General features: G+C 66.1%; 19 protein-coding genes. 11 read left to right on the plus strand and 8 right to left on the minus strand.

Features of this window, described 5'->3' with window-relative positions; genetic code table 11:
• The first annotated feature begins 84 nt into the window (after nucleotides 1-84).
• The 4 genes from QNO06_RS03120 (at nucleotide 85) to QNO06_RS03135 (ending at nucleotide 6,344) form a co-directional block, all read left to right on the plus strand.
• Nucleotides 85-1,569, plus strand: a complete 1,485-nt coding sequence (locus QNO06_RS03120) for a CYTH and CHAD domain-containing protein (protein WP_227913540.1) — start codon at nucleotides 85-87, stop codon at nucleotides 1,567-1,569.
• 36 nt (nucleotides 1,570-1,605) lie between these two features.
• The gene (locus QNO06_RS03125) at nucleotides 1,606-3,180 is read left to right on the plus strand and encodes an MFS transporter (RefSeq protein ID WP_227913539.1); all 1,575 of its coding nucleotides are present in this window, start codon (nucleotides 1,606-1,608) and stop codon (nucleotides 3,178-3,180) included.
• A gap of 142 nt (nucleotides 3,181-3,322) precedes the next feature.
• On the plus strand, nucleotides 3,323-4,396 hold the full coding sequence (locus QNO06_RS03130) for a lipid II:glycine glycyltransferase FemX (protein WP_227913538.1): 1,074 nt from the start codon (nucleotides 3,323-3,325) through the stop codon (nucleotides 4,394-4,396).
• Nucleotides 4,397-4,445: 49 nt separating this feature from the next.
• A complete protein-coding gene (locus tag QNO06_RS03135; protein ID WP_331461477.1) occupies nucleotides 4,446-6,344 on the plus strand; it encodes a threonine/serine exporter family protein in 1,899 nt (632 codons plus the stop codon).
• Between the two features lie 308 nt (nucleotides 6,345-6,652).
• Here the strand turns inward: QNO06_RS03135 and QNO06_RS03140 are convergent, their stop codons facing one another.
• Together QNO06_RS03140 and QNO06_RS03145 are read right to left on the minus strand one after the other, a co-directional pair.
• Nucleotides 6,653-7,507 carry a siderophore-interacting protein gene (locus QNO06_RS03140; protein ID WP_227913537.1) on the minus strand — a complete coding sequence of 285 codons (855 nt, stop codon included), beginning with the start codon at nucleotides 7,505-7,507 and terminating at the stop codon, nucleotides 6,653-6,655.
• 28 nt (nucleotides 7,508-7,535) lie between these two features.
• Entirely contained in the window at nucleotides 7,536-8,315 is a 780-nt protein-coding gene (locus QNO06_RS03145) for a uracil-DNA glycosylase (protein WP_227913536.1), read from the minus strand.
• A 140-nt stretch (nucleotides 8,316-8,455) separates the two neighbouring features.
• Between QNO06_RS03145 and QNO06_RS03150 the strand changes: the two genes are divergently transcribed.
• The 4 genes from QNO06_RS03150 (at nucleotide 8,456) to groL (ending at nucleotide 11,872) form a co-directional block, all read left to right on the plus strand.
• The gene (locus QNO06_RS03150) at nucleotides 8,456-8,764 is read left to right on the plus strand and encodes a DUF3263 domain-containing protein (protein ID WP_227913535.1); all 309 of its coding nucleotides are present in this window, start codon (nucleotides 8,456-8,458) and stop codon (nucleotides 8,762-8,764) included.
• A 68-nt stretch (nucleotides 8,765-8,832) separates the two neighbouring features.
• A complete protein-coding gene (locus tag QNO06_RS03155; RefSeq protein WP_227913534.1) occupies nucleotides 8,833-9,450 on the plus strand; it encodes a LytR C-terminal domain-containing protein in 618 nt (205 codons plus the stop codon).
• A gap of 211 nt (nucleotides 9,451-9,661) precedes the next feature.
• Nucleotides 9,662-9,865 (plus strand): cold-shock protein, encoded by a 204-nt coding sequence (locus QNO06_RS03160; RefSeq protein ID WP_227913533.1) that lies wholly within the window; start codon nucleotides 9,662-9,664, stop codon nucleotides 9,863-9,865.
• 369 nt (nucleotides 9,866-10,234) lie between these two features.
• A complete protein-coding gene (gene groL / locus QNO06_RS03165; RefSeq protein WP_227913524.1) occupies nucleotides 10,235-11,872 on the plus strand; it encodes a chaperonin GroEL in 1,638 nt (545 codons plus the stop codon).
• Between the two features lie 92 nt (nucleotides 11,873-11,964).
• Here groL and QNO06_RS03170 read toward each other — a convergent pair whose 3' ends face one another.
• The 5 genes from QNO06_RS03170 to QNO06_RS03190 form a co-directional block, all read right to left on the minus strand.
• The gene (locus QNO06_RS03170) at nucleotides 11,965-12,255 is read right to left on the minus strand and encodes a WXG100 family type VII secretion target (RefSeq protein ID WP_227913523.1); all 291 of its coding nucleotides are present in this window, start codon (nucleotides 12,253-12,255) and stop codon (nucleotides 11,965-11,967) included.
• A 145-nt stretch (nucleotides 12,256-12,400) separates the two neighbouring features.
• Nucleotides 12,401-13,894, minus strand: coding sequence for a sensor histidine kinase (locus QNO06_RS03175; RefSeq protein ID WP_227913522.1), 1,494 nt, complete (start codon nucleotides 13,892-13,894; stop codon nucleotides 12,401-12,403).
• A gap of 4 nt (nucleotides 13,895-13,898) precedes the next feature.
• Nucleotides 13,899-14,612 carry a response regulator transcription factor gene (locus QNO06_RS03180; RefSeq protein ID WP_227913521.1) on the minus strand — a complete coding sequence of 238 codons (714 nt, stop codon included), beginning with the start codon at nucleotides 14,610-14,612 and terminating at the stop codon, nucleotides 13,899-13,901.
• Between the two features lie 116 nt (nucleotides 14,613-14,728).
• Nucleotides 14,729-16,375 carry a DNA repair helicase XPB gene (locus QNO06_RS03185; protein ID WP_227913520.1) on the minus strand — a complete coding sequence of 549 codons (1,647 nt, stop codon included), beginning with the start codon at nucleotides 16,373-16,375 and terminating at the stop codon, nucleotides 14,729-14,731.
• Complete coding sequence (locus QNO06_RS03190; protein WP_227913519.1) at nucleotides 16,368-18,797, minus strand: helicase-associated domain-containing protein; 2,430 nt, start codon at nucleotides 18,795-18,797, stop codon at nucleotides 16,368-16,370. Before QNO06_RS03190 ends, QNO06_RS03185 begins: the two co-directional genes overlap by 8 nt.
• 553 nt (nucleotides 18,798-19,350) lie before the next feature.
• Here QNO06_RS03190 and QNO06_RS03195 point away from each other — a divergent pair.
• Genes QNO06_RS03195 through QNO06_RS03205 form a run of 3 tightly spaced genes read left to right on the plus strand, consistent with a single transcriptional unit; the run spans nucleotide 19,351 to nucleotide 21,662 of the window.
• Nucleotides 19,351-19,734 carry a cold-shock protein gene (locus QNO06_RS03195; protein ID WP_227913517.1) on the plus strand — a complete coding sequence of 128 codons (384 nt, stop codon included), beginning with the start codon at nucleotides 19,351-19,353 and terminating at the stop codon, nucleotides 19,732-19,734.
• 21 nt (nucleotides 19,735-19,755) lie between these two features.
• On the plus strand, nucleotides 19,756-20,328 hold the full coding sequence (locus QNO06_RS03200) for a DUF3027 domain-containing protein (RefSeq protein WP_227913532.1): 573 nt from the start codon (nucleotides 19,756-19,758) through the stop codon (nucleotides 20,326-20,328).
• Nucleotides 20,329-20,381: 53 nt separating this feature from the next.
• On the plus strand, nucleotides 20,382-21,662 hold the full coding sequence (locus QNO06_RS03205) for an MFS transporter (protein WP_227913516.1): 1,281 nt from the start codon (nucleotides 20,382-20,384) through the stop codon (nucleotides 21,660-21,662).
• Between the two features lie 48 nt (nucleotides 21,663-21,710).
• On the opposite strand, the gene serC is transcribed toward QNO06_RS03205, so the two are convergent.
• Nucleotides 21,711-22,838 (minus strand): phosphoserine transaminase, encoded by a 1,128-nt coding sequence (gene serC, locus QNO06_RS03210; RefSeq protein WP_227913515.1) that lies wholly within the window; start codon nucleotides 22,836-22,838, stop codon nucleotides 21,711-21,713.
• Between the last annotated feature and the right edge of the window lie 204 nt (nucleotides 22,839-23,042).

Genomic DNA, 23,042 nt, shown 5'->3' on the forward strand with positions numbered 1-23,042 from the left:
GCCGCGATGCTACCTGCGGCCCCGCACTGCCGGTAGTGCGGGGGGACTCCCCGGAGCAGCCGCGGCCGACCTATACTGGCGCACATGGTTGCCGGAACTGGTACCGAAAGCCCCCTGAGATTCTCCGCCGCCGAAGCGCTGATGCTTCCACCGCTGCACGAGCTCCCCGCAGTGGCCGCGGTAGGGCAACCACGCACCGGGCACCGCTCCGAGACCCGGTATGACACGGAGGACAGCGCTCTGCGGCGGCACGGGCTGGCGGTGTCCCGGATCAGCGACGAGGACGGGACGCACTGGGTCCGCACGGCCCTGCCCGGCGAATCGGAGGCGGACGCACGCACCGCAGCGGCAGGGGATCCTGCTGATGTGCCACCGGAACTGGTGGACGGATTCCAGGCGGTGTTGCGGGGCAGACCGCTCGAACCGGTGGAAACCGCCGAAGCGCGGGTGACGACGTATCCGCTGCTGGACAGCGGCGGCGGCGCGGCAGGCTGGGTTGCCGATGAAACGGTTGAGGTCCACGACGCGGGTGCGGCACCGGGAGCAGTGCCCCGGATCCGCCGGAACTGGATTGCTGCGGCGCCGGACACCGTGCTGGCCGACCAGCTCGAGGCGCTGTTGCGGCAGGCCGGGGCGGATCCGGCGGAAGCGGAGCCGGCGGAAGGGAAGGAACCCGCCGTCGGACCGGAGGAAGCGCTGGACGCCGACAGCCCGGTCGGGGATCTGCTGCAGCGCTATCTGCGTGAGCAGTTCGCCGAGCTTCTGCGGCACGAGCCGCGGGTCCGCCGGGGAGAACCGGACGGGGTGCACAAAATGCGCGTGGCCACCCGCCGGCTCCGCTCCGCGCTGGCCAGCTACCGCACCGCCGTCGAGCGGGAACCGGCGCGTTCACTGCGCGGGGAGCTGCGGTGGCTGGCCCGGGTCCTGGGCGAAGCCCGGGACGCGCAGGTGATGCGGCACCGGCTTCGGGACCTGGTGGAAGCCGAACCCGTCGACCTGGTCATGGGGCCGGTCGCGGCACGGATCGACGAGGAACTGCTCCATGACTACCGCCAGGCCTACGGACGCATCCGTGAGGCCCTGGGGTCCGGACGGTACTTCTCCGCGCTGGACCGGCTGGAAACCCTGTTGGCGGAACCGGTATGGACAACGACGGCGGCGGACCCTGCAGGCCCGGCGGCCGCACGGATGATCCGCCGGGACCGGAAACGGCTGCACCGCAGGGTCCGTGAGGCCCGGGACCTGGACGGCGACGAATACGCCGAGGCCATGCACGAGGCCCGCAAGGACGCTAAGCGGCTGCGCTACGCCGCCGAAGTATGGGAACCGGTGGCGCCGAAGGAAGCCGGAGCCACGGTGGAAGCCGCTGAACACATGCAGAAAATCCTCGGCGAGTACCAGGACAGCGTGGTGACCCGTGCCTACCTGCGGCGCATGGGGGCTGCGGCTTCAGCGGCCGGGGAAAACGGGTTCACCTACGGCAGGCTGCACGCCTTGGAACAAGCCAATGCCGAGGCGGCGCGGGAGCGGTTTGCCCATGCATGGAAGGGATTTCCCTCCAGCCCCTGACCAGATGACCGGATGCACCGCACGGAAGGAACCGGTATGGACTCACCCTGGTCGCCGCTGCGGCGAAGGATGTTCCTTATCCTGTGGCTGGCCCAGCTCGGCTCCAATATCGGCACCTGGATGCAGACCGTTGGCGCGCAATGGTTCCTGGTGGAGAACAGCCGGAATCCTGCCCTGGTGTCCCTGGTCCAGACGGCAAACCTGGCACCCTCCCTGCTGCTGGGGCTGGTTGCCGGGGTCCTGGCGGATGCCTTCAACCGCCGCCGGCTGATCCTGGGCGCTAACGTTTTTGCCGCCGGTGCCGCAGCCACGCTCACCGTAGTGGCCGCCCTGGGCCTGCTAAACCCTGATTCCCTGCTCCTCTATACGTTCCTGATCGGGTGCGGCATTGCACTGAGCACCCCCGCTTGGCAAGCCATCACCCCTGAACTGGTTCCCCGCAAGGAGATCCAGACGGCGTCTGCCCTGGGCAGCGTGGCAATAAACACTGCCCGGGCCGTGGGCCCGGCCATTGCCGGACTGCTGGTCTCCCTCGTGGGTCCGGCCTTTGTGTTCGGCCTCAACGCCGTCTCCTTCATTGGCACAGCCGCAGCCATCTACCTATGGCGTGCCCCGGATCAGGGAGCCGCGGACCGAGAGCATATGGGCGAAGCGCTCGCCGCCGGCATGCGCTACATCCGGGCGGCGCCGCGGATCCGGCGGATCCTTCTGCGCCTAGGGCTCTTCGTGTTTCCGGCCAGCGCGCTGTATGCCCTGCTTCCGGTGGCCGTCAACGGACACCTGGGGCTGGGATCCACCGGCTACGGGCTGCTGCTCGGTGCGCTGGGCGCCGGCGCGATCCTGGGCGTCCTGCTCCTGCCGCGGGCACGCAAGGTGGTGGGTGAAAATGCCCTGCTGGGCATCAGCTCGGTGGTGTTCGCCGCAGGCGCGTTCGCCGCCGGGTACTGGCCCGCCTGGGCCGTGGCAATCCTGCTGGTAGCCAGCGGCATGGCCTGGATTTTCACCTTCTCCACCCTCAACGCCGCTATGCAGCTGACCTTGCCCGAATGGGTGCGTGCCCGCGGACTGTCCATCTACCTGATGATCTCCGCGGGGTCCCAGGCCGTGGGAGCCGTGTTCTGGGGATCCGGAGCCACCGGCGCCGGTTACGCCCCCACCCTCGCTTTTGCCGCCGTCGTCCTGGCCCTGGTTGGCGCCAGTGTGCTGGTGCTGCCGCTGCTGCCGGGCACCGGCAAGTTGGACCGCAGTGTGGCAGCGGCACCGAACCCGGACCTCAACATCCCCGCTCCCGTTGAACCCCCGCCGGATGCCGGGCCGGTGACCGTGCTGATTGCTTACGAAGTGCCGGCGGACCGGGCCGACGCCTTTGTCCAAGCCATGCATGAGGTTCGGCTCAGCCGGATGCGGACCGGCGCCACGCACTGGGAACTGGTGCATTCCATCACCGACCGGGACCAGTTCCGGGAGATATACGACGTACCCAGCTGGCGGGAGTACCTGAGGCAGGAACAGACCCGGACTACGGGGGAGGACCGGCAGCTGATCCAGCGGGCCTGGGACCTGACGGAAGAAGAACCGTGGGTCCGCTGGTTCCTGCCGGCGCCGGGCTGAGGGCGGTGAGGAAGTTTCGTGGGGGCGGTGCTGCAACAGATAGACTGGGAGCCGGTTCGAGGCCCGCTTTTCACGAGCAGGCCGGCGCACCTGCCGGATGCGCTGAAAACGAAGCAGTGAACAAACCATTAGTTGAGGTATTTTGCGAGATTTTAGTGCACGCCTGGCCACTGCCGAGGAGATCGACAACTGGGATAAGCACGTGCTGGCGAACCCCGGCGGCGGCAACGTCCTGCAGTCCGCATCCTTCGCGGAGGTGAAGTCCCACCACGGCTGGAACCCCGTGTACCTGGCCTTTACGGGACCGGACTACACCACCTACGCCCTCGCCATCGAGAAGAAGGTTCCCCTTCTGGGCAGCCTCTGGTACCTGATCAAGGGCCCCGACGTCGCCGCGCCCGAAGACGTGCCGCTGGTGGTGAACGCCTTGACCCGCTTCATCAAGCAGACCGGGCGCAAGGTCTTCGCCATCAAAGTCGAGCCCGACATTGAGGACAGCGAAGAGGTGCAGGCACTGTTCACCGGTGCCGGCTTCATTAAAACGTTCAACCTGCAGCCCAACGACTCCACCGCCCTGCTGGACACCACACCGGATTCCGAGCAGCTGCTGAAGAACCTCTCCTCCCGCGGCCGCAACGCCGTGCGGCGGGCCATCCGTGAAGGCGCCGATGTGCGCCGGGTGGAACCCACGGAGGAAAACATGCGGACCATGTACCAGTTGATGGCCCACATCGAGGACCGGTCCTCGGCCAAGATGCGTTCCTACGAGTACTACCACCGGTTCTGGTCCAACTTTGTGGCCGCCGGGCAGGGCCGCTTCTACTTCGCCTTTGAAGACGGGGAACCCACCGTAGGCGCCTTTGTCATCGCCTACGGGAACAAGGGCACTTACAAGGACGGCGGCTCCAAACCCAAGCGGTCCCAATACGGAGATTCGCACCTGGTCCAGTGGACCGCCATCAACGAGCTCAAGGACGAATGCGGCATCACGTCCTACGACTTCTGCGGCACCCCGCCGAGCAACCAGCTCAAGGACAAGAGCCACCCGCATCACGGGCTGGGTCTGTTCAAGACCAGTTTCTCGAAAACGGTCACCGACTTCGTTGGCTGCTATGACTACGTGGTGGATCCCGTCCGGTACCGGATCTGGAACACCATAGGCGAAAAGGTGGCGCGGCAGATTTACTGGCGCCGCCACCAGCAGCCGTTCTACTAAGCCGTACCACCAGATAAACCGGGCAGGACCCGGAACCAGAGGCGAAAGGGTGAGCCCCTTGGAGAACACGTCCGGTCCGGACCGCCCCAAGTCCGGACCGAATCCGGAGTCGGCACCGAATCCGGACCCGTCCGCAGGGCTGATCCCGGTGATCAGCATCCCCGCCGGGCGCCAGCGACCGGCGGGGAAGGCCTCCACAGGGAAGGCCTCCGCGGGAAAGGCGCAGGACGGGAAGGCCCAGACCGGGAAAGCAAGGCCCGTCGGGTCCCAGCGGGGCGGCGTTAAGGCGCCCACTCCGCCGTCGAAGGCCCCGGGCTCGGCCCGTCCGGCAGCAGACGTTCCCACCGCGGCACTGCGCAGCACCCGGCCCAAGCCGCCGCCGCCCACCACGTCCGTGGTACGCCCGGTGGGGTCCAAGGCCCTTCGGCCGCCGCAGCCCGAACGTAGCCGCAAGCCGGCTGTGCCGCGGGAAAAACGGCCCGCACGGACACGCAAAAACGTTCCGGCAGGTACGTCGCCGCTGAGCTCCACCGCCGTCCGCACAGACCGGTCCTCCGCAGCAGCCAAGCGGATGCTGCGTCGTCTCGTCCAAGGCGAAAACCCGCCCACTCAGGCCATGTCCATTGTGGAGCGGCTGGCCGGCAGCCCCTACGCCAATCCGTTGGTGCGTACCGGAGGCCCGGACGCCAATGCGCGCAAAACCCTGGACCTGGCCCTCAGCATGGCCGAAACCATGTTCCGCTACGGGGCTGGCGCGCTGGAAGTGGAAACCGCCATCATCGCGGTCACCGCTGCCTTCGGGCTGGAAAGCATTGAAGTGGACATCACCAACCAGTCGGTGCTGCTCAACTATTCGCCCAAGGACCAGACACCCATCACCGTGATGCGCGTGGTTCGCTCCTGGACCAACAACTATGCCGGGCTGGGGCTGGTCCACCAGCTGGTCACCGAAATCATCGACGGCGGCCTGACCCGCGCGGAAGCCGCCAACCGGCTCAGCGAGATCACGCACCAGCCCAAGCCGTTCCCGCGCTGGGCCGTCACGTTCTCCGCGGGGATCTTCTCCGCAGCCATTGTCGGATTCATCGGTGGGGGACCGCTGGCCTCCTTGGTGGGTTTCGCCGGCACGGTGATGGTCAGCCTCCTCCAGCGTGTGCTGGGCCGCTGGCGTGTGCCGGACTTCTTTACGACGGCAGCCAGCGGATTCGTGGTTACGGCCATGGCGATGCTGTTCTGGTCCATGCAGGTTCCCATTTCGCCCGGCATCGTGGTGGCGGGCGGCATCCTGCTGATGCTGCCCACCGGCCGGCTGGTCTCGGCCGTACAGGATGCTATTAACGGGTTCCCGGTTACCGCCTCGGGCCGGTTCCTGTCCGCGTTCCTGACCTTCGGCGCCCTGGTGGCCGGCATCGCCGTCGCCCTCGTGGCGGGAGCGCTTTTCGGGATGGGCCGGCTGAACGTCACGGACGTGGCCTCATCCCAATACTCCTTCCCGGTGACGGTGCTGCTGCTGGCCATCGCCCTGGCCACCATCTGCATTGTGGAACAGTCGCCGCGCAGGCTGGTCCTGCCCACGGTGCTGATTGGCGTGGCCGGTTTCCTGGTCTACCAGGTGGCCGACGCCGGCGGGGTGGGTCCGCGCCTGACGCCGGCCGTGTCCGCCATCTTCATTGGTATGGTGGCGCGGATTGTGGCCCTGCGGATGGAGGCGCCGCAGCTGATCGTAGCGGTGCCGGCGGTCCTGTTCCTGTTCCCGGGGCTGGCGATCTTCCGCTCCATGTACGGGCTGAGCATCGATGCCGAGGACATGTATGTAGGTGCGGTGGGACTGTTCGACGCCCTTACCGTCATCCTGGCCATCTCCGGCGGCGTGGTCCTGGGTGACAACCTGGGACGGCCTTTCACCCGGAACCTCAACGGCAACGACCGCCGCAACCGGCGGCGCTGACCGCAAAGAGCCCGGCCCGCAGGGGCCGGGCTTTTTTGTGCTCGGGTGCGGGCGGCACATCGGACACCAGGATCGGCCGACTGCGGGGGCAGGGGGGTGGAGGATCCACCAGCCGGAAGAAGGCCCACCGGCTGGTGGACTTGGCACCACCGGGGTGGACTTGGCACCAGCGGGGCGGAAGTGGGCGACCGGTTCGGGCTGGGAACGGGAATTCCCACGCTTCGGTACCAGAGGGGCCAATGTGACCCCACGGGCAACAGCAGTCCCAAAGCGTGGGAAGTTTGGGGCAGTGACCAGCAGGCGCAGGACTAAAGGATCTTTCCCACCGGGGTGCGCTTCTCAGCCTGGAAAATATCCTCGGTGCGCCCGGCGGCCCAATAGCCTGAGAGGGAGACCTGGCTACGCTCCAGCCCGCGGTGGCTGAACAGGATGTCCCGCAGGGCTTTCATCGCCTCACGTTCGCCGTGTGCAAAGACCTGCACGGTTCCGTCCTGCCACTGGGCTGCAGCGAGGGCTTCCGCGAGCAGCCCGCTTCGGCCGGCCGGAGTGCTGCCGCGGTACAGCCACGTCACTTCCACGCCCGCCGGCTTGCTGATCTGCTGCCGGTCACCCGGACCGGCCACTTCCACGAAGGCCTGGCCAACGGCGTCGGCCGGCAGCGCCCGGAGCACGGTGGCGATAGCGGGCAGCGCGGACTCATCGCCTGCCAGGAGGTACCAGTCTGCGTCCGGGCTGGGGTTGAAGGCTCCGCCCGGACCGGAGAAGGTCAGGTGCTGGCCGGCCTGCGCCCGTGCAGCCCACGGTCCGGCCAGGCCTTCATCGCCGTGGACCACAAAATCGATGCTGATTTCGCGGGCGAGCCGGTCTACGCTCCGGATGGTGTAGGTGCGCGAAACCGGCCACTGGTCGCGCTCGCTCCGGGCACGGATGCTCTCCAGGTCCTCCGTGCCGTCGATCGGCGCTCCGTCCGGCCCGAACCAGATTTTGCAGTAGGCATCGGCGCAGGTGCTGGGCGTGAACCGGTCGAAACCGGAACCGCCGGCAACAATCCGGACCATGTGCTCGCTGATCTGCTCCCGGCGGAGGACTTCCAGCGTCACCAGCGGCCGCGGTTTCCGCGGTGCGGAATCGCCGGGCTGCTGGCGCGGGGGAGTTTCTGGCATGGACTTATCTCCTAGGGAATCGCTCAAACTACCGTACCGCGCCCAGCCGCCAGTCCACCGGTTCGGCGCCCTGCTCCGCCAACAGCTCATTAACGCGGCTGAACGGCCGGGAACCGAAGAACCCGCGGGAAGCGGAGAGCGGGCTGGGATGGGCCGATTCCACCGTGGGCGAGCCCCCGAGGAACGGGACAACGCTTCGAGCGTCCCGGCCCCACAACACGGCAACCAGCGGGGGACGGGTTCCGTCCGGGCGGCGCCTGGCGGCCAATGCCCGGACCGCCAGCTCCGTGATTTCCTCCCAGCCGCGGCGGCGGTGTGACCCTGCTGCGCCGGCACGGACGGTGAGTACCCGGTTCAACAGGAGCACCCCCTGCTCCGCCCACGGCGTGAGGTCTCCCGACGGGCCGGGCGTCACGCCGAGGTCGGCATGGAGCTCGGTAAAGATATTGTTCAGGCTGCGCGGCAGCGGGCGCACCCGGGAGTCCACCGAGAAGGACAGTCCGACGGCGTGTCCAGGCGTGGGGTACGGGTCCTGTCCGACAATCAGCACCTTTGCTTCGGACAGCGGGCGCTGGAAGGCCCGCAGGATGTTCCCCGGGGCTGGCAGGATGCTGTGGCCGGCACGCCGTTCGGCGTCCAAATCCGCGGCGATCTCATGGAAGCCGGTAACAGCGGGAGCCAATGCCTCGGCCCAGTCCGCCGCCATCACCGCTGACAGGGGGGTGGGGGCGGCGAAAGGGAACGGGATGTCATCCGCCGGTTCCGGAACAGCGCTGTAGGCAAAGAGCGGTGGTTCATTTGTTGTCACTGCTCCAGTTTTCGGTATTTTTCTCCGGAAGGACAACCGGCGCCTCCCGGCGAAGCTCCCCAGGCCGCCTAAATGACAACTGTGTTATTGCCAATTAGCATGGCAGGTAGGTATAAACGGGATCTTTTTTGGGAGCGTATGTGGCGGAATCGACAGAAGCCGAACGGTTTTCGCTGGACGGCACCGTGGATCCGGACAGCCCGCTGGGGGCCCAGGAACAGCAGATGCTCGCCTTGGAGCGGGCCTGGTGGAAGTACGCCGGAGCCAAGGAACAGGCAATCCGTGATTTGTTCGGTATGTCGGCAACACGGTATTACCAGGTCCTCAACGCACTGATCGACACCGAAGAAGCCCTCGCCCACGATCCGATGCTGGTCAAGCGATTGCGTAGACTACGAACGAGCCGCCAGCAGGCCCGTACCGCCCGCCGACTGGGCACGGGCGTCTAGTCCGGCGTTAGCCACCAACGCCGGCGTGTTGAACACGGCACCTTCAGAGCAAGGATGAAATTTCCACCATGAGCCAATATCCCCGGGACGAGTTCGACAAGGTCCCCGAGACCTCGGCGCGGCAGGGCGTGCACCGTGAACGCCTTATCCCCACCCGCTCGAGCGGACTGGGGTTGTTGATCACCGTGGGTGTGCTTGCCCTCATGATCGGCCTCGCCGCCTACTTCGTGCTGCCGCGCCTGGGCATTGGCGCGGGCAACCCCGGGCCGTCCGCTGAAGCGCAGTCCACCGCTACGCCGGCACCGAGCGCATCGAGTGAGCCCGCAGAGGCTGAGCCCGAAGATAGTGCTGAGCCCACGCCGGCGGCAAGCGACACTGCTGAACCCGTGCCCGAGCCTGCGCCTGAGCCTGCGGTAGACCGTACGCAGCCGGTTGTGGTGCTGAACGCCAGCGGCGTGAGCGGGCTTGGCGCCAATGTCTCCGGGCGTGTGTCCGGTGCCGGATGGGCCGTGGGCACGGTTGGGAACTGGACCGGAGCACCCCAGCAGGTTACAGCCGTCTACTACGGCAACCCGGCCCAAGCCGTGAACGCCCAGCAGCTGGGCGCCGACCTGGGTATTCCCACAGTGGTGGAATCGCCCGGATTCACGAACGTCACCGTGGTCCTGGCCCCCGGCTTCCGGTAGGAAGAGCGCCAACCCCCAAGGGTGTAAAAAGACCATAACGTTATCAACAACCCACTTGTGATGTACGTCACTGTGGTTAGAGTGTTGCCAGCCGGTCTGCGGCGCTGGCCTCGGTCTCCACTGGAATCGAAAGCCTGCGCAGTGGCCGGCGGCTCCGGAGCCCAAGTGCGACGCCGGAGGGCTGCATTGGAATCTAGGTTGGAGAAACATCATGGCGCAGGGGATCGTCAAGTGGTTTAACGGGGAGAAGGGGTACGGCTTCATCACCCTCGACGAGGCAGAAACGGACGTGTTCGTCCACTGGTCGGCGATACAGGCCTCCGGTTACCGGACCCTGGAAGAGGGCCAGCGGGTGGAGTTCGAAATCGGCCAGGGGCAGAAAGGTCCGCAGGCCGAGGAAGTCCGGGCAGTCTAGGCCCGTTATGCACTACAGCCGCCCGGCTTGGGGACGGGATCCGCAGCGGCGGAACCAGCGCTAGCGGCGCTGGTTCCGCCGCTGCTTTTAGTTGTGGTCTCCGGTGCAGGCGCCATGGTCTGTGAAGCGGGCAGCAGGTACGCGTGATCGCTTGCACTCAGTGTGTGGGAGTGCTAATTATTGACTTAGCACTCTTGCCGGATGACTGCTAAAAGTCCCCCGGCGTTGAGTGAACCAGCAACCACTGGGGTGAGGTTCGGGGAACCGCGTAAAGAGATCGCGCTAGCCGGGCCGTCCGTCGCGGGCACCTCAGCCGGGAATGGAAATTTTTGCTCCAAGCATGACTGTTCCGGAAGGACGATAGCCGTTATGGCCAAGATCATTGCATTTGAAGAAGAGGCACGCCGCGGCCTCGAGCGCGGGTTGAACATCCTCGCCGACGCCGTCAAGGTCACCCTCGGCCCGCGTGGCCGCAACGTAGTCCTCGAAAAGAAGTGGGGCGCTCCCACGATCACCAATGACGGCGTGTCCATCGCCAAGGAGATCGAACTGGACGATCCCTACGAGAAGATCGGCGCTGAGCTGGTCAAGGAAGTTGCCAAGAAGACTGACGATGTTGCCGGTGACGGCACCACCACGGCAACTGTCCTGGCCCAGGCGCTGGTGCGCGAAGGCCTGCGCAACGTTGCCGCCGGTGCCGACCCGCTGAGCCTGAAGCGCGGCATTGAGAAGGCTGTTGCAGCCGTCACCGCCGAGCTGATTTCTTCCGCCAAGGAGATCGAAACCAAGGAGCAGATCGCGGCTACGGCTTCCATCTCCGCCGGTGACCAGCAGATCGGCGACCTGATCGCCGAAGCACTGGACAAGGTCGGCAAGGAAGGCGTCATCACGGTCGAGGAGTCCAACACCTTCGGCCTGGAGCTGGAACTCACCGAAGGCATGCGCTTCGACAAGGGTTACATCTCCGGTTACTTCGTCACTGACGCTGAGCGCCAGGAAACGGTCCTCGAGGATCCGTACATCCTGATCGTCAACTCCAAGATCTCCAACGTCAAGGACCTCGTTGCCGTCCTCGAAAAGGTCATGCAGTCCGGCAAGCCGCTGCTGATCATTGCCGAAGACGTCGAGGGCGAAGCCCTGGCAACCCTGGTGGTCAACAAGATCCGCGGCACCTTCAAGTCCGTAGCCGTCAAGGCTCCGGGCTTCGGCGACCGCCGCAAGGCCCAGCTGGCTGACATCGCCATCCTCACCGGCGGCCAGGTCATCGCCGAAGAAGTTGGACTGAAGCTCGAAAACGCCACGCTCGACCTGCTGGGCAAGGCCCGCAAGGTTGTAGTCACCAAGGACGAAACCACCATCGTCGAAGGTGCAGGCGACGCTGAAGAGATCGCCGGCCGCGTCAACCAGATCCGCGCCGAAATCGAGAACTCCGATTCCGATTACGACCGCGAGAAGCTGCAGGAACGCCTTGCCAAGCTGGCCGGCGGTGTCGCTGTCATCAAGGCCGGTGCCGCAACCGAGGTGGAACTGAAGGAACGCAAGCACCGCATTGAGGACGCCGTCCGCAACGCAAAGGCGGCCGTTGAAGAAGGCATCGTCGCCGGTGGCGGCGTGGCCCTCATCCAGGCCGGCCTCAAGGCCTTCGCCAACCTCTCCCTCGAGGGCGACGAAGCAACGGGCGCGAACATCGTCCGCGTTGCCATCGACGCCCCGCTGAAGCAGATTGCCTTCAACGCCGGCATGGAGCCCGGTGTTGTGGTGGACAAGGTCCGCGGCCTGCCCGAAGGCTTCGGCCTGAACGCAGCCACCGGTGAGTACGAAGACCTGCTGGCTGCCGGCATCAACGACCCGGTAAAGGTGACGCGTTCCGCCCTGCAGAACGCTGCCTCCATCGCCGGCCTGTTCCTGACCACCGAAGCTGTGGTTGCGGACAAGCCGGAGAAGTCGGCTCCCGCCATGGGCGGCGCTGACGAGATGGCCGGCATGGGCGGCATGGGCGGCTTCTAAGCCCCCGGCTGACTCGGCTCAGCCTCTGCGCCACGCGTAAAGCAGGCACGGCACCCCGTTGGGGTGTCGTGCCTGCTTTGTTTAACCCGGGTCTAGTGGCGGAACAGTGAGGTGTTCGCTGCCTCCGTTTCGGCATACTGCGCCGACGCGAAGGCCAACGCCTGGTTAATGCTGTCCAGGGACTCCTCCACACGGGCCTGCGTAGCCCGCCAATCAGTAACCAGCGACTGGAAGTTGGCCGAGGCAGCGCCCCGCCAGATCTCGCCCAATGACGCCAGCCCGGCCTGCATGCCGTTGACGTCCGCCCTCAGGCGCTCGATGGTTCCCTGTACTTCTGCACTCTTGGCGGCCAGCGCCTCGCTGTCCACGGCGAATAAGGGCATGTCTTCCTCCTGGTAAGGGTGCGGTTCGGATACCGGCAAGGCTAAGCAGCCCCGGGCACCGGAGCATGCCGGGAGGAACCCCTGTGGACGGCAGGAACAGGTGTTACACGGCCGGAAGGGGTGTGGAGGAGCGCAGGGGCGCCCGTCAGTTTCCCTTGCCCTCTTCGGCCCCGTCAGCGTCTTCGACCTCATCAGGGCTCTCCGGGAACTGCTCGGGTGCCCGGTACGGCAGCCGGATGGAGAGGGTGGCGCCGCCGCCCTCTGTTTCCGCGAGCCGCACCGTCCCGTCGTGCTGGGCCACCAGGGCAGCCACGATGGCCAGCCCAAGCCCGGTGCCGCCGGTTTCCCGGTAGCGGGAGGAATCGGCGCGGTAGAAGCGCTCAAAGACGCGCGCGGCGTCGTCCTCCGAGATGCCGGGGCCATGGTCTCGCACCTCCAGGACGGCGTCCATCCGGTCGTGGATGACCGGGGCAACCCCCACCGCCACCTCAATGGGCGAGCCGTCCGGGGTATAGCGCAGCGCATTGGTCATCAGGTTGGCCACCACCTGGCGCAGCCGTGCCTCGTCCCCCATGGTGGGCGCACTCTGCGGACCGTTCCCGTCCAGCCCCACCACCTTGATGACCCGGTCCGGTGCGCTGGCGCGGGCATCCATGGCGGCGTCGTTCCCCAGGATCATCAGGTCCACCGGTTCGTATTCCAGCGGCCGCTGCTCATCCACCCGGGCCAGGGTGAGCAGGTCTTCCACCAGTTGGCCCATGCGTTTGGCCTCGGATTCAATCCGTCCCATGGCCGCGGCAACTTCATCGGGTTTCTGCAGGGCGCCGTGCCGGTACAGTTCCGAGAATCCGCGAATAGTCACCAGGGGTGTCCGCAGCTCGTGGGAGGCGTCCTGGACAAAGCGGCGCATCTTCCGTTCGGACTGGGTCCGGGCGGCGAAGGCAGTCTCAATGTGCGCCAGCATTGCGTTCAACGAGCGGGAAAGGCGGCCGATTTCCGTGGCGGGATTGCCGACCTCCACGCGCCGGGACAGGTCACCGGCGGCAATGGCGGCTGCCGTCTTCTCCACCTGGCTCAGGGGCCGGAACTGCCGGGTCACGGCCCAATAGGCAATACCGGTGGCGCCCAGGGTGCCCAGCAGCCCCACGGAGAAGACCAACGAGGCGGCCTCGTCCACCGTAGCGGCCACCGAATCCAGCGGAATGGCAACGGCCACGGAGCCGGGCAGGTTCTGGAAGTCGTAGATCCGTACCCGCCACCCCTTGGACATGGGGGAGGTGCCGCGTACGTCAAAGCCACGCGTGCCCATTTCGGCGACCTGGTCGGAGGTGTAGTCCGGGATCATTGGGATGTCCGCCGCGGACTCGGAGTGGGTTGCGGGACCGTGGCTGCCGTCTTCGTTCAGGTAGAGGCCGTAGTAGCGGAACAGGGACGCATCGGTGCTGGGGTCATTAACCAGCAGGTAACGGGATACGGCAGGAGCGTTCTCGTTAATGTCGGCATCCAGGCGGCCCACCAGGATCTGGCGCAGCACATAGATGGTCGCCAACCCGGTGATGGTTACAGTCACCACCATCAGCACCGCCATGATGGCGACCAGCTGCGACCGCAGCGAAGCGGATTTCCAGCGCCGTACCAAGGCCCTAGCGCTTCTCCGAGGAGCGGAGCAGGTAGCCCACGCCGCGCTTGGTCTGGATCAGGGCAGGGGCGTCGGGGCTGCGGTCGATCTTGCGGCGCAGGTAGGAAATGTAGGACTCCACAATCGAAGCATCGCCGTTGAAGTCGTATTCCCAGACATGGTCCAGGATCTGGGCCTTGGACAGCACCCGGTTGGGATTAAGCATCAGGTAGCGCAGCAGCTTGAACTCGGTGGGGGAGAGATCGATGGTGACGCCGCCGCGGCGGACCTCGTGGGCGTCGTCGTCGAGCTCCAGGTCATCCACGCGGATGACGGCGTCATCATCCTCCAGGGGCTGGGTGCGGCGCAGCACTGCGCGGATGCGGGCCACCACCTCGTCCAGGCTGAACGGCTTGGTGACGTAGTCGTCGCCGCCCACGGTCAGGCCGGTGACCTTGTCCTCGGTGTCGTCGCGGGCGGTCAGGAAGACCACGGGGAAATGCTGGCCGGCGGCGCGGAGCCTGCGGGTGAGCGTGAACCCGTCCATGTCCGGAAGCATCACGTCCAGGACGGCGAGGTCCGGGTTGTGCGAGTCCACGGCGGCCAGTGCTTCACGGCCGTTGGCGGCAGCGACGACGTCGAAACCGGCGAACCGCAGCGAGGTGGACAGCAGTTCGCGGATGTTCGGCTCATCATCGACAACAAGGAGGCGTGCTTCGGGTGCAGACGATTTGTTCACCTGCCCAGTTTCTTACATTTAGCTGGACGTTGTCTGTAGGTGCGCCGGATGAATTCTGGAAGTGCTCAGTAAACATCTGGTGCAAAGCCGGGGAAGCTGCCGGAACGTCGGAGAACTTAGACAGGCTTTTCGATATCGGAGGCGTCGAGGATGGAATACGCATAACCCTGCTCGGCCAGGAAGCGCTGCCGCTTGGCCGCAAAGTCCTGGTCCAAGGTGTCGCGGGCCACCACTGTGTAGAAATGGGCTGCCTTGCCGTCCGCCTTGGGGCGCAGCAGCCGGCCCAGCCGCTGCGCTTCCTCCTGCCGGGAGCCGAAGGAACCGGACACCTGGATGGCCACGGAGGCCTCGGGCAGGTCGATGGAGAAGTTGGCCACCTTGGAGACCACCAGGGTGTTCAGCTTGCCCTCGCGGAATTCGCCAAACAGCCTCTGGCGCTCCTTCACCGGGGTATCGCCCTTGATGACGGGGGCGTCCAGGCGTTCAGCCAGTTCGTCCAGCTGGTCCAGGTACTGCCCGATCACCAGGGTCTGCTCACCGGTATGGCGCTTCACCAACTGCTCGACGACGCCGGTCTTGGTCTCCGACGTCGAGCACAGCCGGTACTTGTCCCCGTCTTCGGCCATGGCGTAAGCCACCCGCTCATCCCGGGGCAGGTCCACCCGGACCTCGACGCATTCGGCCGGGGCAATGTAGCCCTGCGCCTCAATGTCCTTCCAAGGAGCGTCGTACCGCTTGGGCCCGATCAGGGAGAAGACCTCACCCTCGCGTCCGTCTTCGCGCACCAGCGTGGCGGTCAGGCCGAGCCGGCGGCGGGCCTGCAGATCCGCCGTCATCCTAAAGATCGGGGCCGGCAGCAGGTGCACCTCGTCATAGATTATCAGGCCCCAGTCGTTCGCGTCCAGGAGTTCCAGGTGCGGGTACAGGCCCCCGCGCTTGAGCGTCAGGACCTGGTAGGTGGCGATCGTGACCGGGCGGACTTCCTTCACGGCACCGGAGTATTCACCGATCTCGTCCTCGGTCAACGAGGTCCGCTTGAGCAGTTCGTCTTTCCACTGACGGGCGGAAACGGTGTTGGTGACCAGGATCAGCGTGGTGGTGGAGCTGGTTGCCATGGCGGCGGCTCCCACCAGGGTCTTGCCGGCGCCGCAGGGGAGGACCACCACACCGGACCCGCCGGCCCAGAAGTTCTCGGTGGCCAGTTTCTGGTACGGGCGCAGGGCCCAGCCGTCTTCATTCAGCATGATGGGATGCGGGGTGCCGTCCACGTAGCCGGCCAGGTCTTCGGCAGGCCAGCCGAGCTTGAGCAGCAGTTGCTTCAGCTGCCCCCGCATGGCGGACTGCACCACCACCGTCTCGCCGTCGATCCGCGGACCGAGCAGCGGCTGGATCTTCTTGGCGTGCATTACTTCTTCCAGCACCGGGTAGTCGGTGGTGCGCAGCACCAAGCCGTGCTGGGGGTCCTTTTCCAGCCGCAGCCTGCCGTACCGGGACATGGTTTCTTCAATGTCGATCAGCAGTGAATGCGGCACCGGGAAGCGTGAATAGGTGAGGAGCGTGTTCAGGACCTGCTCGGCGTCGAGCCCCGCGGCACGCGCATTCCACAGACCCAGCGGGGTCAGCCGGTAGCTGTGGATGTGCTCGGGTGCCCGCTCCAGTTCGGCAAACGCGGCAATTGCATGCCGTGCCTCAGTTGCCTGCTCATGGTCGACCTCAAGGAGAATCGTTTTATCGCTCTGGACAATCAACGGTCCGTCAACCATGCGCCGGGCTACCCTCCACTATTTCCACATCCATAATCCGATGTACTGACACTGTACGTTCCACGTCGTGGCGCGGATCGTAGACCCGCACCCTTCCCTCGGTCACCGATAGGGGAACGAATATCTCCTGCCGCTGATTCCCCTGGCTGTCCACAACGCCCATCCGCACCGAACTCTTGGTCCGGATGGCCTTGCGCAGGGTCTCCAGGCTGACGAGGGATTGGCTTTCCCCGTTCGCCTGCAGCGGCGGTCCTTCGCCGCGCAGGGCTGCCAATTGCCGTTCCAGATCCGCATCGGTCAGTTCCCACGGGTTCAGGCGCGTCTTGGAGGAGGACGGGGCGGCCACCGGGACCATCCGGTGGGAGCCGACCGGTTTGCGGGCCGGGCCCTCCAGTGCCGGGGGATACCCCAGATCCCGCAGGGACGAGGTCAGTTCCTTGGCCGGCACATTGGCCGCAACCACCGTGGGTGCAAGCCGGACCAGTCCCAGCGACGCTGTCCGCGGATCGGCCAGCAGGGCATTAAGGCCGGCTTCGTCGTCGCTGCGGAGGTATGACCCGGCGGCTCCCACCCGCAGCCTGCCGTACCGGGCGGCGGTGTCCTCCACCAGATAGCGCAGCGGCTGCGGAACCTCCGTGGCTGAATGCTGGCGCAGGAAGGCAAGAATGCCGTCGGCGTCGTGCCCTTCGTCCAGCGCGCGTCGGATGGAATCCGCGGAGAAACGGTAGATGGCCGCCGGGCCCTGACCCTCGGCGGTGGAGATCAGCGCCAGTTCCCGCGCGACGTCCGGCTCCAGGTAACCCGGTGCCACTGCCGTCAGGTCAGCCTGCAGCAGGAACGAATTCAGGGGTGCGGGCAACGCATCGCGCAGCACCTGCGTGGCAGCGGCATAGTCCCCGGCGGCCACGGACGAGCCGAGCAGCGTCAGTGCACCGGAGCCGAGCAGGCCCAACTGCGCAGCTTCCTTGAGGATGCCCGGAACCAGGCGTGCGAACCGCCGCTGCAGCCGCGGCTGGTGCCAGGTCAGGGCACTGATGAGGTCTTCCGGATCAAACGCCCCCACCGTTCCGTTTTCGCTGTCGCGCTCGGAAAGGAGGGCAAGCATTTCCATGGCCCGACGGCGGACCACGGGGGCGTCGGGCCGGGATACTTCGGCGGCCAGTGCGTTGACCGCGCCGCCTGCCGGCAGGGGAGCACCCACGAGGGAAGGTGCACGGTCCGCATCCAGCCACGCTTCAACCAGCCGGCGCCACTGCTCTTCGCGGTTCTCGTTCAGCCAGTTCCCTTCGGAGGCGCCCCACCGGGAAGTGGCTGCGTCCAGGGTGATCAGCCCGGCAATGGCGGCCAGCTCCAGCAGCCAGGAGGTGGTGGCGCCGTCGAGCCGCAGCGACTCGGACAGGCGGCGCACTTCGCGTACACCCACTCCGCCCGAACGCAGGGTGCCGACCGGATTCTCGGCCGCCAGCGCCAGCAGTTCCGTGACTAGGCGCAGGGTCTCGGCCACTGCACCGAACGCGGCGTTATCCCTCAGGTTTCGGGTGACACTGCGGGGAGAGGGGCGGGGGGCTTCGAGCTGGAAATCGGACACAATGACGTGCCCGCGCGACGCCTGGCCCACGGGACGGGGCAGTTCCACGTGCAACGCGTCCAGGGGAACCAGCAGGCCGCGGGAAACCAGCCACTCCACCGGTGTGGGGGAGGGGTTGTCCAAGACGGCCCGTCCCATGGTGGCTTTCTTCGGGATGGTGCCCACCGGGGAGTACTTGAACCGCCGCAGCAGCTCCGTGGTGCCCGGAGGCGCCCCGTTCATCAGCGCCGCCCAGCCGGCAGGATCCGAAACCAAGTGGTGCAGGGAATGGGCAGCCGTGGCGGGGGTGTCCGCTTTCTCCAAGGGCAGCCCGGTGCTGCGCAACCCTTCCACGATGCCCACCAGGCGCTGCCCGAACTCCGGGTGCTGTGCGGCGAGGGTGGAGTAGGGCCGGCCGAGACCCGCGGGATAGGCGCCCAGCGCCTCACCCAGAACGGACACCGGCAGGTAGAAGCGGCGCGAAGCGTCAGCTTTCGGCGCTCCCGGATGCGGTTTGGCCCGCCGCAGCAGGGCCAGCGAATGGAGGTGGGCCAGGATGGCGTCCAGGGACTTGATGGTGGACCCGGCAATTGCGGCCTTCAGCCATGAGGCGGTGGTGCTGAGCTGGGAATCTTCGTTGGTGGTCAGGTCAACGGCTTCAAGCACCTGCAGCTCGGGGGCAGTCAGCTTTTCAAGGATGCGCTGCACGCTGACCCGAGTGGAGGCGCGGGCCGCCAGGGCCTGGAAATCGGGGACCGGAGGAAGGACCAGATCGGGCCGGGCCGCGAACAATTCACGCAGCTGGTCGTCGCTGCGTGCGGCTAGATCATCGGCCAAAGCTCGAATCGCGGACATCAGCACCACGTTACCTGAGTGGGAAGGGAAACGGACCGATCAGCCTCGGCGTCTGCGCCGAACTCCGCTGATGACCAAACCTGCCATCAGCAGGAAAGCGAGAGGTAACGCAAAGTAGACGGCAGCAACCAGCCACGGGGCAACCGACTGGCCCTGCAGGGCAAGGATCAAAACGGCAGCCAGGGTTCCCAGCCCGAACAGGGCCAGAAGACCGGCCGCCGCGGCCAGGGCCCCCGAAATCCACGCGCGGGTGCGGCGGGGCCCAGGCTGGGAGCCGGAAACAGAGGCCGAGGCGGACCGGACGGAGTCCGGCGGGGTTTTGTTCATGGTGATTAACGCTAACAGCGGAAATCCGCGGGACAAAGGGGCAGCCTTGGAGCCCCTATTCACTTGTCGGGATATTCTAAAGGGAACAGACTTCCCCGTAGTATCTCAGAGGTACGGGTACCCCCCCGCTGCTTGCTGGGCAACGCCGAAACGGTGGCGGAACTGAACGGTCATGCAACAAGGCAGATGTCCTGCCGCAATCGGAACTAAGAACGAGGTAACCGAAGTGCCTATCGGCAAGGTCAAGTGGTTCGACACCGGCAAGGGTTTTGGTTTTCTGGCCACGGACGATGGACAGGAAGTCTTCCTCCATGCCTCGGCCCTGCCGGCCGGCGTCAGCGAGGTTAAGCCCGGTACGCGCATGGAGTTCGGTGTAGCCGACGGCCGGCGCGGACCGCAGGCCCTCTCCGCCCGCATCTTGGAGGCACCGCCGTCGGTTGCCAAGGCCACGCGCAAGGACGCCGAAGACATGGCCGTTATAACGGAAGACCTGATCAAACTGCTCGATGGCATTTCCAACGGACTGCGCCGCGGCCGCTACCCGGAAAAGAAGCATGCCACCAAGGTGGCCGCTGTGCTGCGTGCCGTTGCCGATGACTTGGATATATAAGGTTCGTGCGCTGAAGTGACAATGACACCCGTAACTCCCTCTCCCGAAACGCCCTCCGAACCGGCGGCCCGTAAACGTGCGCCCCGGCGGTCGGGGAAGCCCGACGCCGTGCTGGCTGCCGCGGTGGCGGAAGCACGTGCAGGCCTGCTCGAAGTTGCGTCCCCGGCTGAAGTTGGGGAGTACGCGGGGGCCGCGGCCGACGGCGAACGGCTGGTGACCCACCGGTTCACCTCGCTGCGTCCCGGTTACCGCGGCTGGCAGTGGTACGCCACTGTTGCCCGGATGCCGCGCAGCAAGAAGGTGACGGTCAGTGAAGTAGGACTGCTTCCGTCGGAGGATGCGCTGCTGGCTCCGGAGTGGGTGCCCTGGTCGGAGCGGCTGCGTCCGGAAGACATTGCTGCCGAGCAGGAACAGTTGGCCCTCGAACAGGCCGCCCGGGAACATGTTGACGACGAACAGCACGCCCACGCCGAATCCCGGGACAAGGATGGCCAAGCGCGGGACGGCGCTCCCGAAGACGACGCTCCCGAAGACGATGCAGCGCAGTCCGGCGCGCAGGATCATCAGGAGACGGACGCGCAGGAGGACGAATAATCCGTGGCGGTTGCGGCAACTGGTTCAACAATCCCTGAGGGGGCGCTGAGCTGATGTTCCGCTCCCTCCGCCTCTTCAACTACCGGATCTGGTTCTTCGGCGCACTGGTTTCCAATATCGGCACCTGGATGCAGCGGACTGCGCAGGACTGGCTGGTCTACGACATCCTCACCAACCAGGATGCCGCAGCCATGGGAATCGTGATGGCGCTGCAGCTGGGGCCACAGCTCCTCCTGGCCCCGTGGTCCGGGCTGATAGCCGACTCCTACAACCGGCGCAAAGTCCTGCTGATGACGCAGATCAGCATGGGTGCCCTGGGTCTGGCCCTGGGCCTGCTCGTGATTTCCGGCCAGGCGCAGCTGTGGCACGTGTACGCATTTGCGCTGGCCCTGGGCGTGGTGTCGGCGGTGGACGGACCGGCGCGCCAGGCGTTCGTCTCCGAGGTGGTTTCCGAGCGGGATCTGCCCAACGCCGTGGCCCTGAACAGTGCCTCCTTTAACGGGGCGCGGATGATCGGCCCCGCCGTCGCCGGACTCCTGACCGTCGCCGTCGGGCCGGGGCTGGTGTTTGTACTGAACGCCGTGACGTTCGGCGCCATGGTGCTCGCACTGCTGAATATGCGTGCCGGCGAACTGCGCGTGCTCCCCAAGGCGCCCCCGGGGAAGGGCCGCATCCGGGCAGGACTGGCCTATGTGAGGCACCGGCCCGACCTCATCATGGTGATGCTGGCAATCTTCATCGTGGGCACCTTTGGCATGAATTTCGCCATTTACATAGCGGCCATGGCACGTACCGAGTTCGGCCGGGACGCGGGCACGTTCGGCCTCCTCAATTCGGTGATGGCGATCGGTTCCGTCGCGGGCGCCTTGCTTTCCGCGCGGCGGGACAGGCCGCGCCTGCGCTTTGTCTTCGGAGCCGCAGGGGCCTTTGGCTTGTCCTGCATCCTGTCCGCAGCCGCGCCCACCCTGATTTTGTTCGGTCTATCCCTGATCCCGGTGGGCCTGTCCGCACTGACCCTGATGACGAGCGCCAATGCGTATGTTCAAACCACCACCGCCCAGGTCATGCGCGGGCGGGTGATGGCGCTGTATTTCGCCATCTTTATGGGCGGAACACCGCTGGGCGCGCCGGTGGTGGGCTGGGTTTCGGACTCGTTCGGCCCCCGTTGGAGCCTCGGTGTGGCCGCAGCCTCGGGGCTGCTGGCAGCCGCCATCGGTTTCGTATGGGCCTGGCGGACCTACGGGATGCGGTTCCACTATGACCGGAACCTGCCCCGGCGGCTCAGCATGACCACAGATACGCCGGAAAAAGCGCAGGACCCGGACAGCGCGTAGCGTCCGGGCCCTGCGGGCAGTGCATGGCCATGTTGGCAGTAATCAGGCTCAGGAGTTCGCGATCACGTAGTCGATGCACGCCAGGAGGGCGCTGACGTCGTCGGGCTCAATGGCGACAAAGGTGGCAATGCGCAGCTGGTTGCGGCCGAGCTTGCGGTAAGGCTCCACGTCCACGACGCCGTTGGCCCGCAGCGTCTTGGCAATGGCGGCGGCGTCGATGTCCGCTGCGAAATCGATGGTGGCAATAACGTTGGAACGGTCCTCCGGGCGGGCCACGAACGGGGTGGCAACGGCGGACTGTTCGGCCCACGAATAGATCCGTCCGGCAGATTCCGCGGTGCGACCGGCGGCGAACGCCAGCCCGCCGTTGCCGTTCAGCCAGTCAATCTGGGCGTTGAGGGTCACCAGCGTGGACAACGACGGCGTGTTGTAGGTCTGGTTCAGCCGCGAGTTGTCCACGGCGGTCTGCAGGTTGAGGAAATCCGGGATCCAGCGGTCGCCGGCATTGATCCGCGCGGCGCGTTCCAGCGCAGCGGGGGAGAACATGCCCAGCCACAAGCCGCCGTCTGACGCGAAGTTCTTCTGCGGGGCGAAGTAGTACACATCGGACTGCGCCAGGTCCACGTCCAGGCCGCCGGCAGCCGAGGTCGCGTCGATCAGCACCAGGGCGCCGTCGTCGGAACCTTCCACCCGGCGCACCGGAGCGGCAACGCCGGTGGAAGTTTCGTTCTGCGGCCAAGCATAGACATCCACCCCCGCTTCAGCCGCCGGTTCCGGACGGGTGCCCGGTTCAGCCGTGATGATGCTCGATGCCGAGAGGAACGGCGCTTTATTGGTAGCCGCCGCAAACTTGGAGCCGAACTCACCGAAGGACAGGTGCTGGGCCTTCTCCTGAACCAATCCGAAAGCGGCGACGTCCCAGAAAGCAGTGGAGCCGCCCACGCCCAGAACTACCTCGTAGCCCTCCGGAGCGGAGAACAGCTCGGCCAGTCCCTCGCGGATGCTGCCCACGAGGTTCCGTACGGGTGCCTGGCGGTGGGAGGTGCCCAGAAGCCCGGTGCCGGCACGTTCCAGCGCCGCCATCTGTTCCGGACGTACTTTGGACGGCCCGGCACCAAAGCGGCCGTCCTGCGGGAGGAGTTCAGCGGGAATCTTCAGTGCGGCGGTGTCGCCCATTGTGTCGCTCCAAGCGTGTCGAAAGGAAAGCGCGTCTGCATTTCCATTCTGCCGCACCGCATTCTTTCGGACGGTTTATGACCGCCGCCACAGGGATGTGTGGCGGAAAGCCCGCAATTTTCGGGCGGTCCGGCCGGTAGGCTAACGTGTTGGCGTAGACCCGGGCAGCGCGTTTTGCCGCTGTCCTCTTGCCTTCTACTAGGA

This window comes from Arthrobacter sp. zg-Y20 (assembly GCF_030142075.1).
In the GTDB taxonomy this organism is placed as follows: Bacteria; Actinomycetota; Actinomycetes; order Actinomycetales; family Micrococcaceae; genus Arthrobacter_B.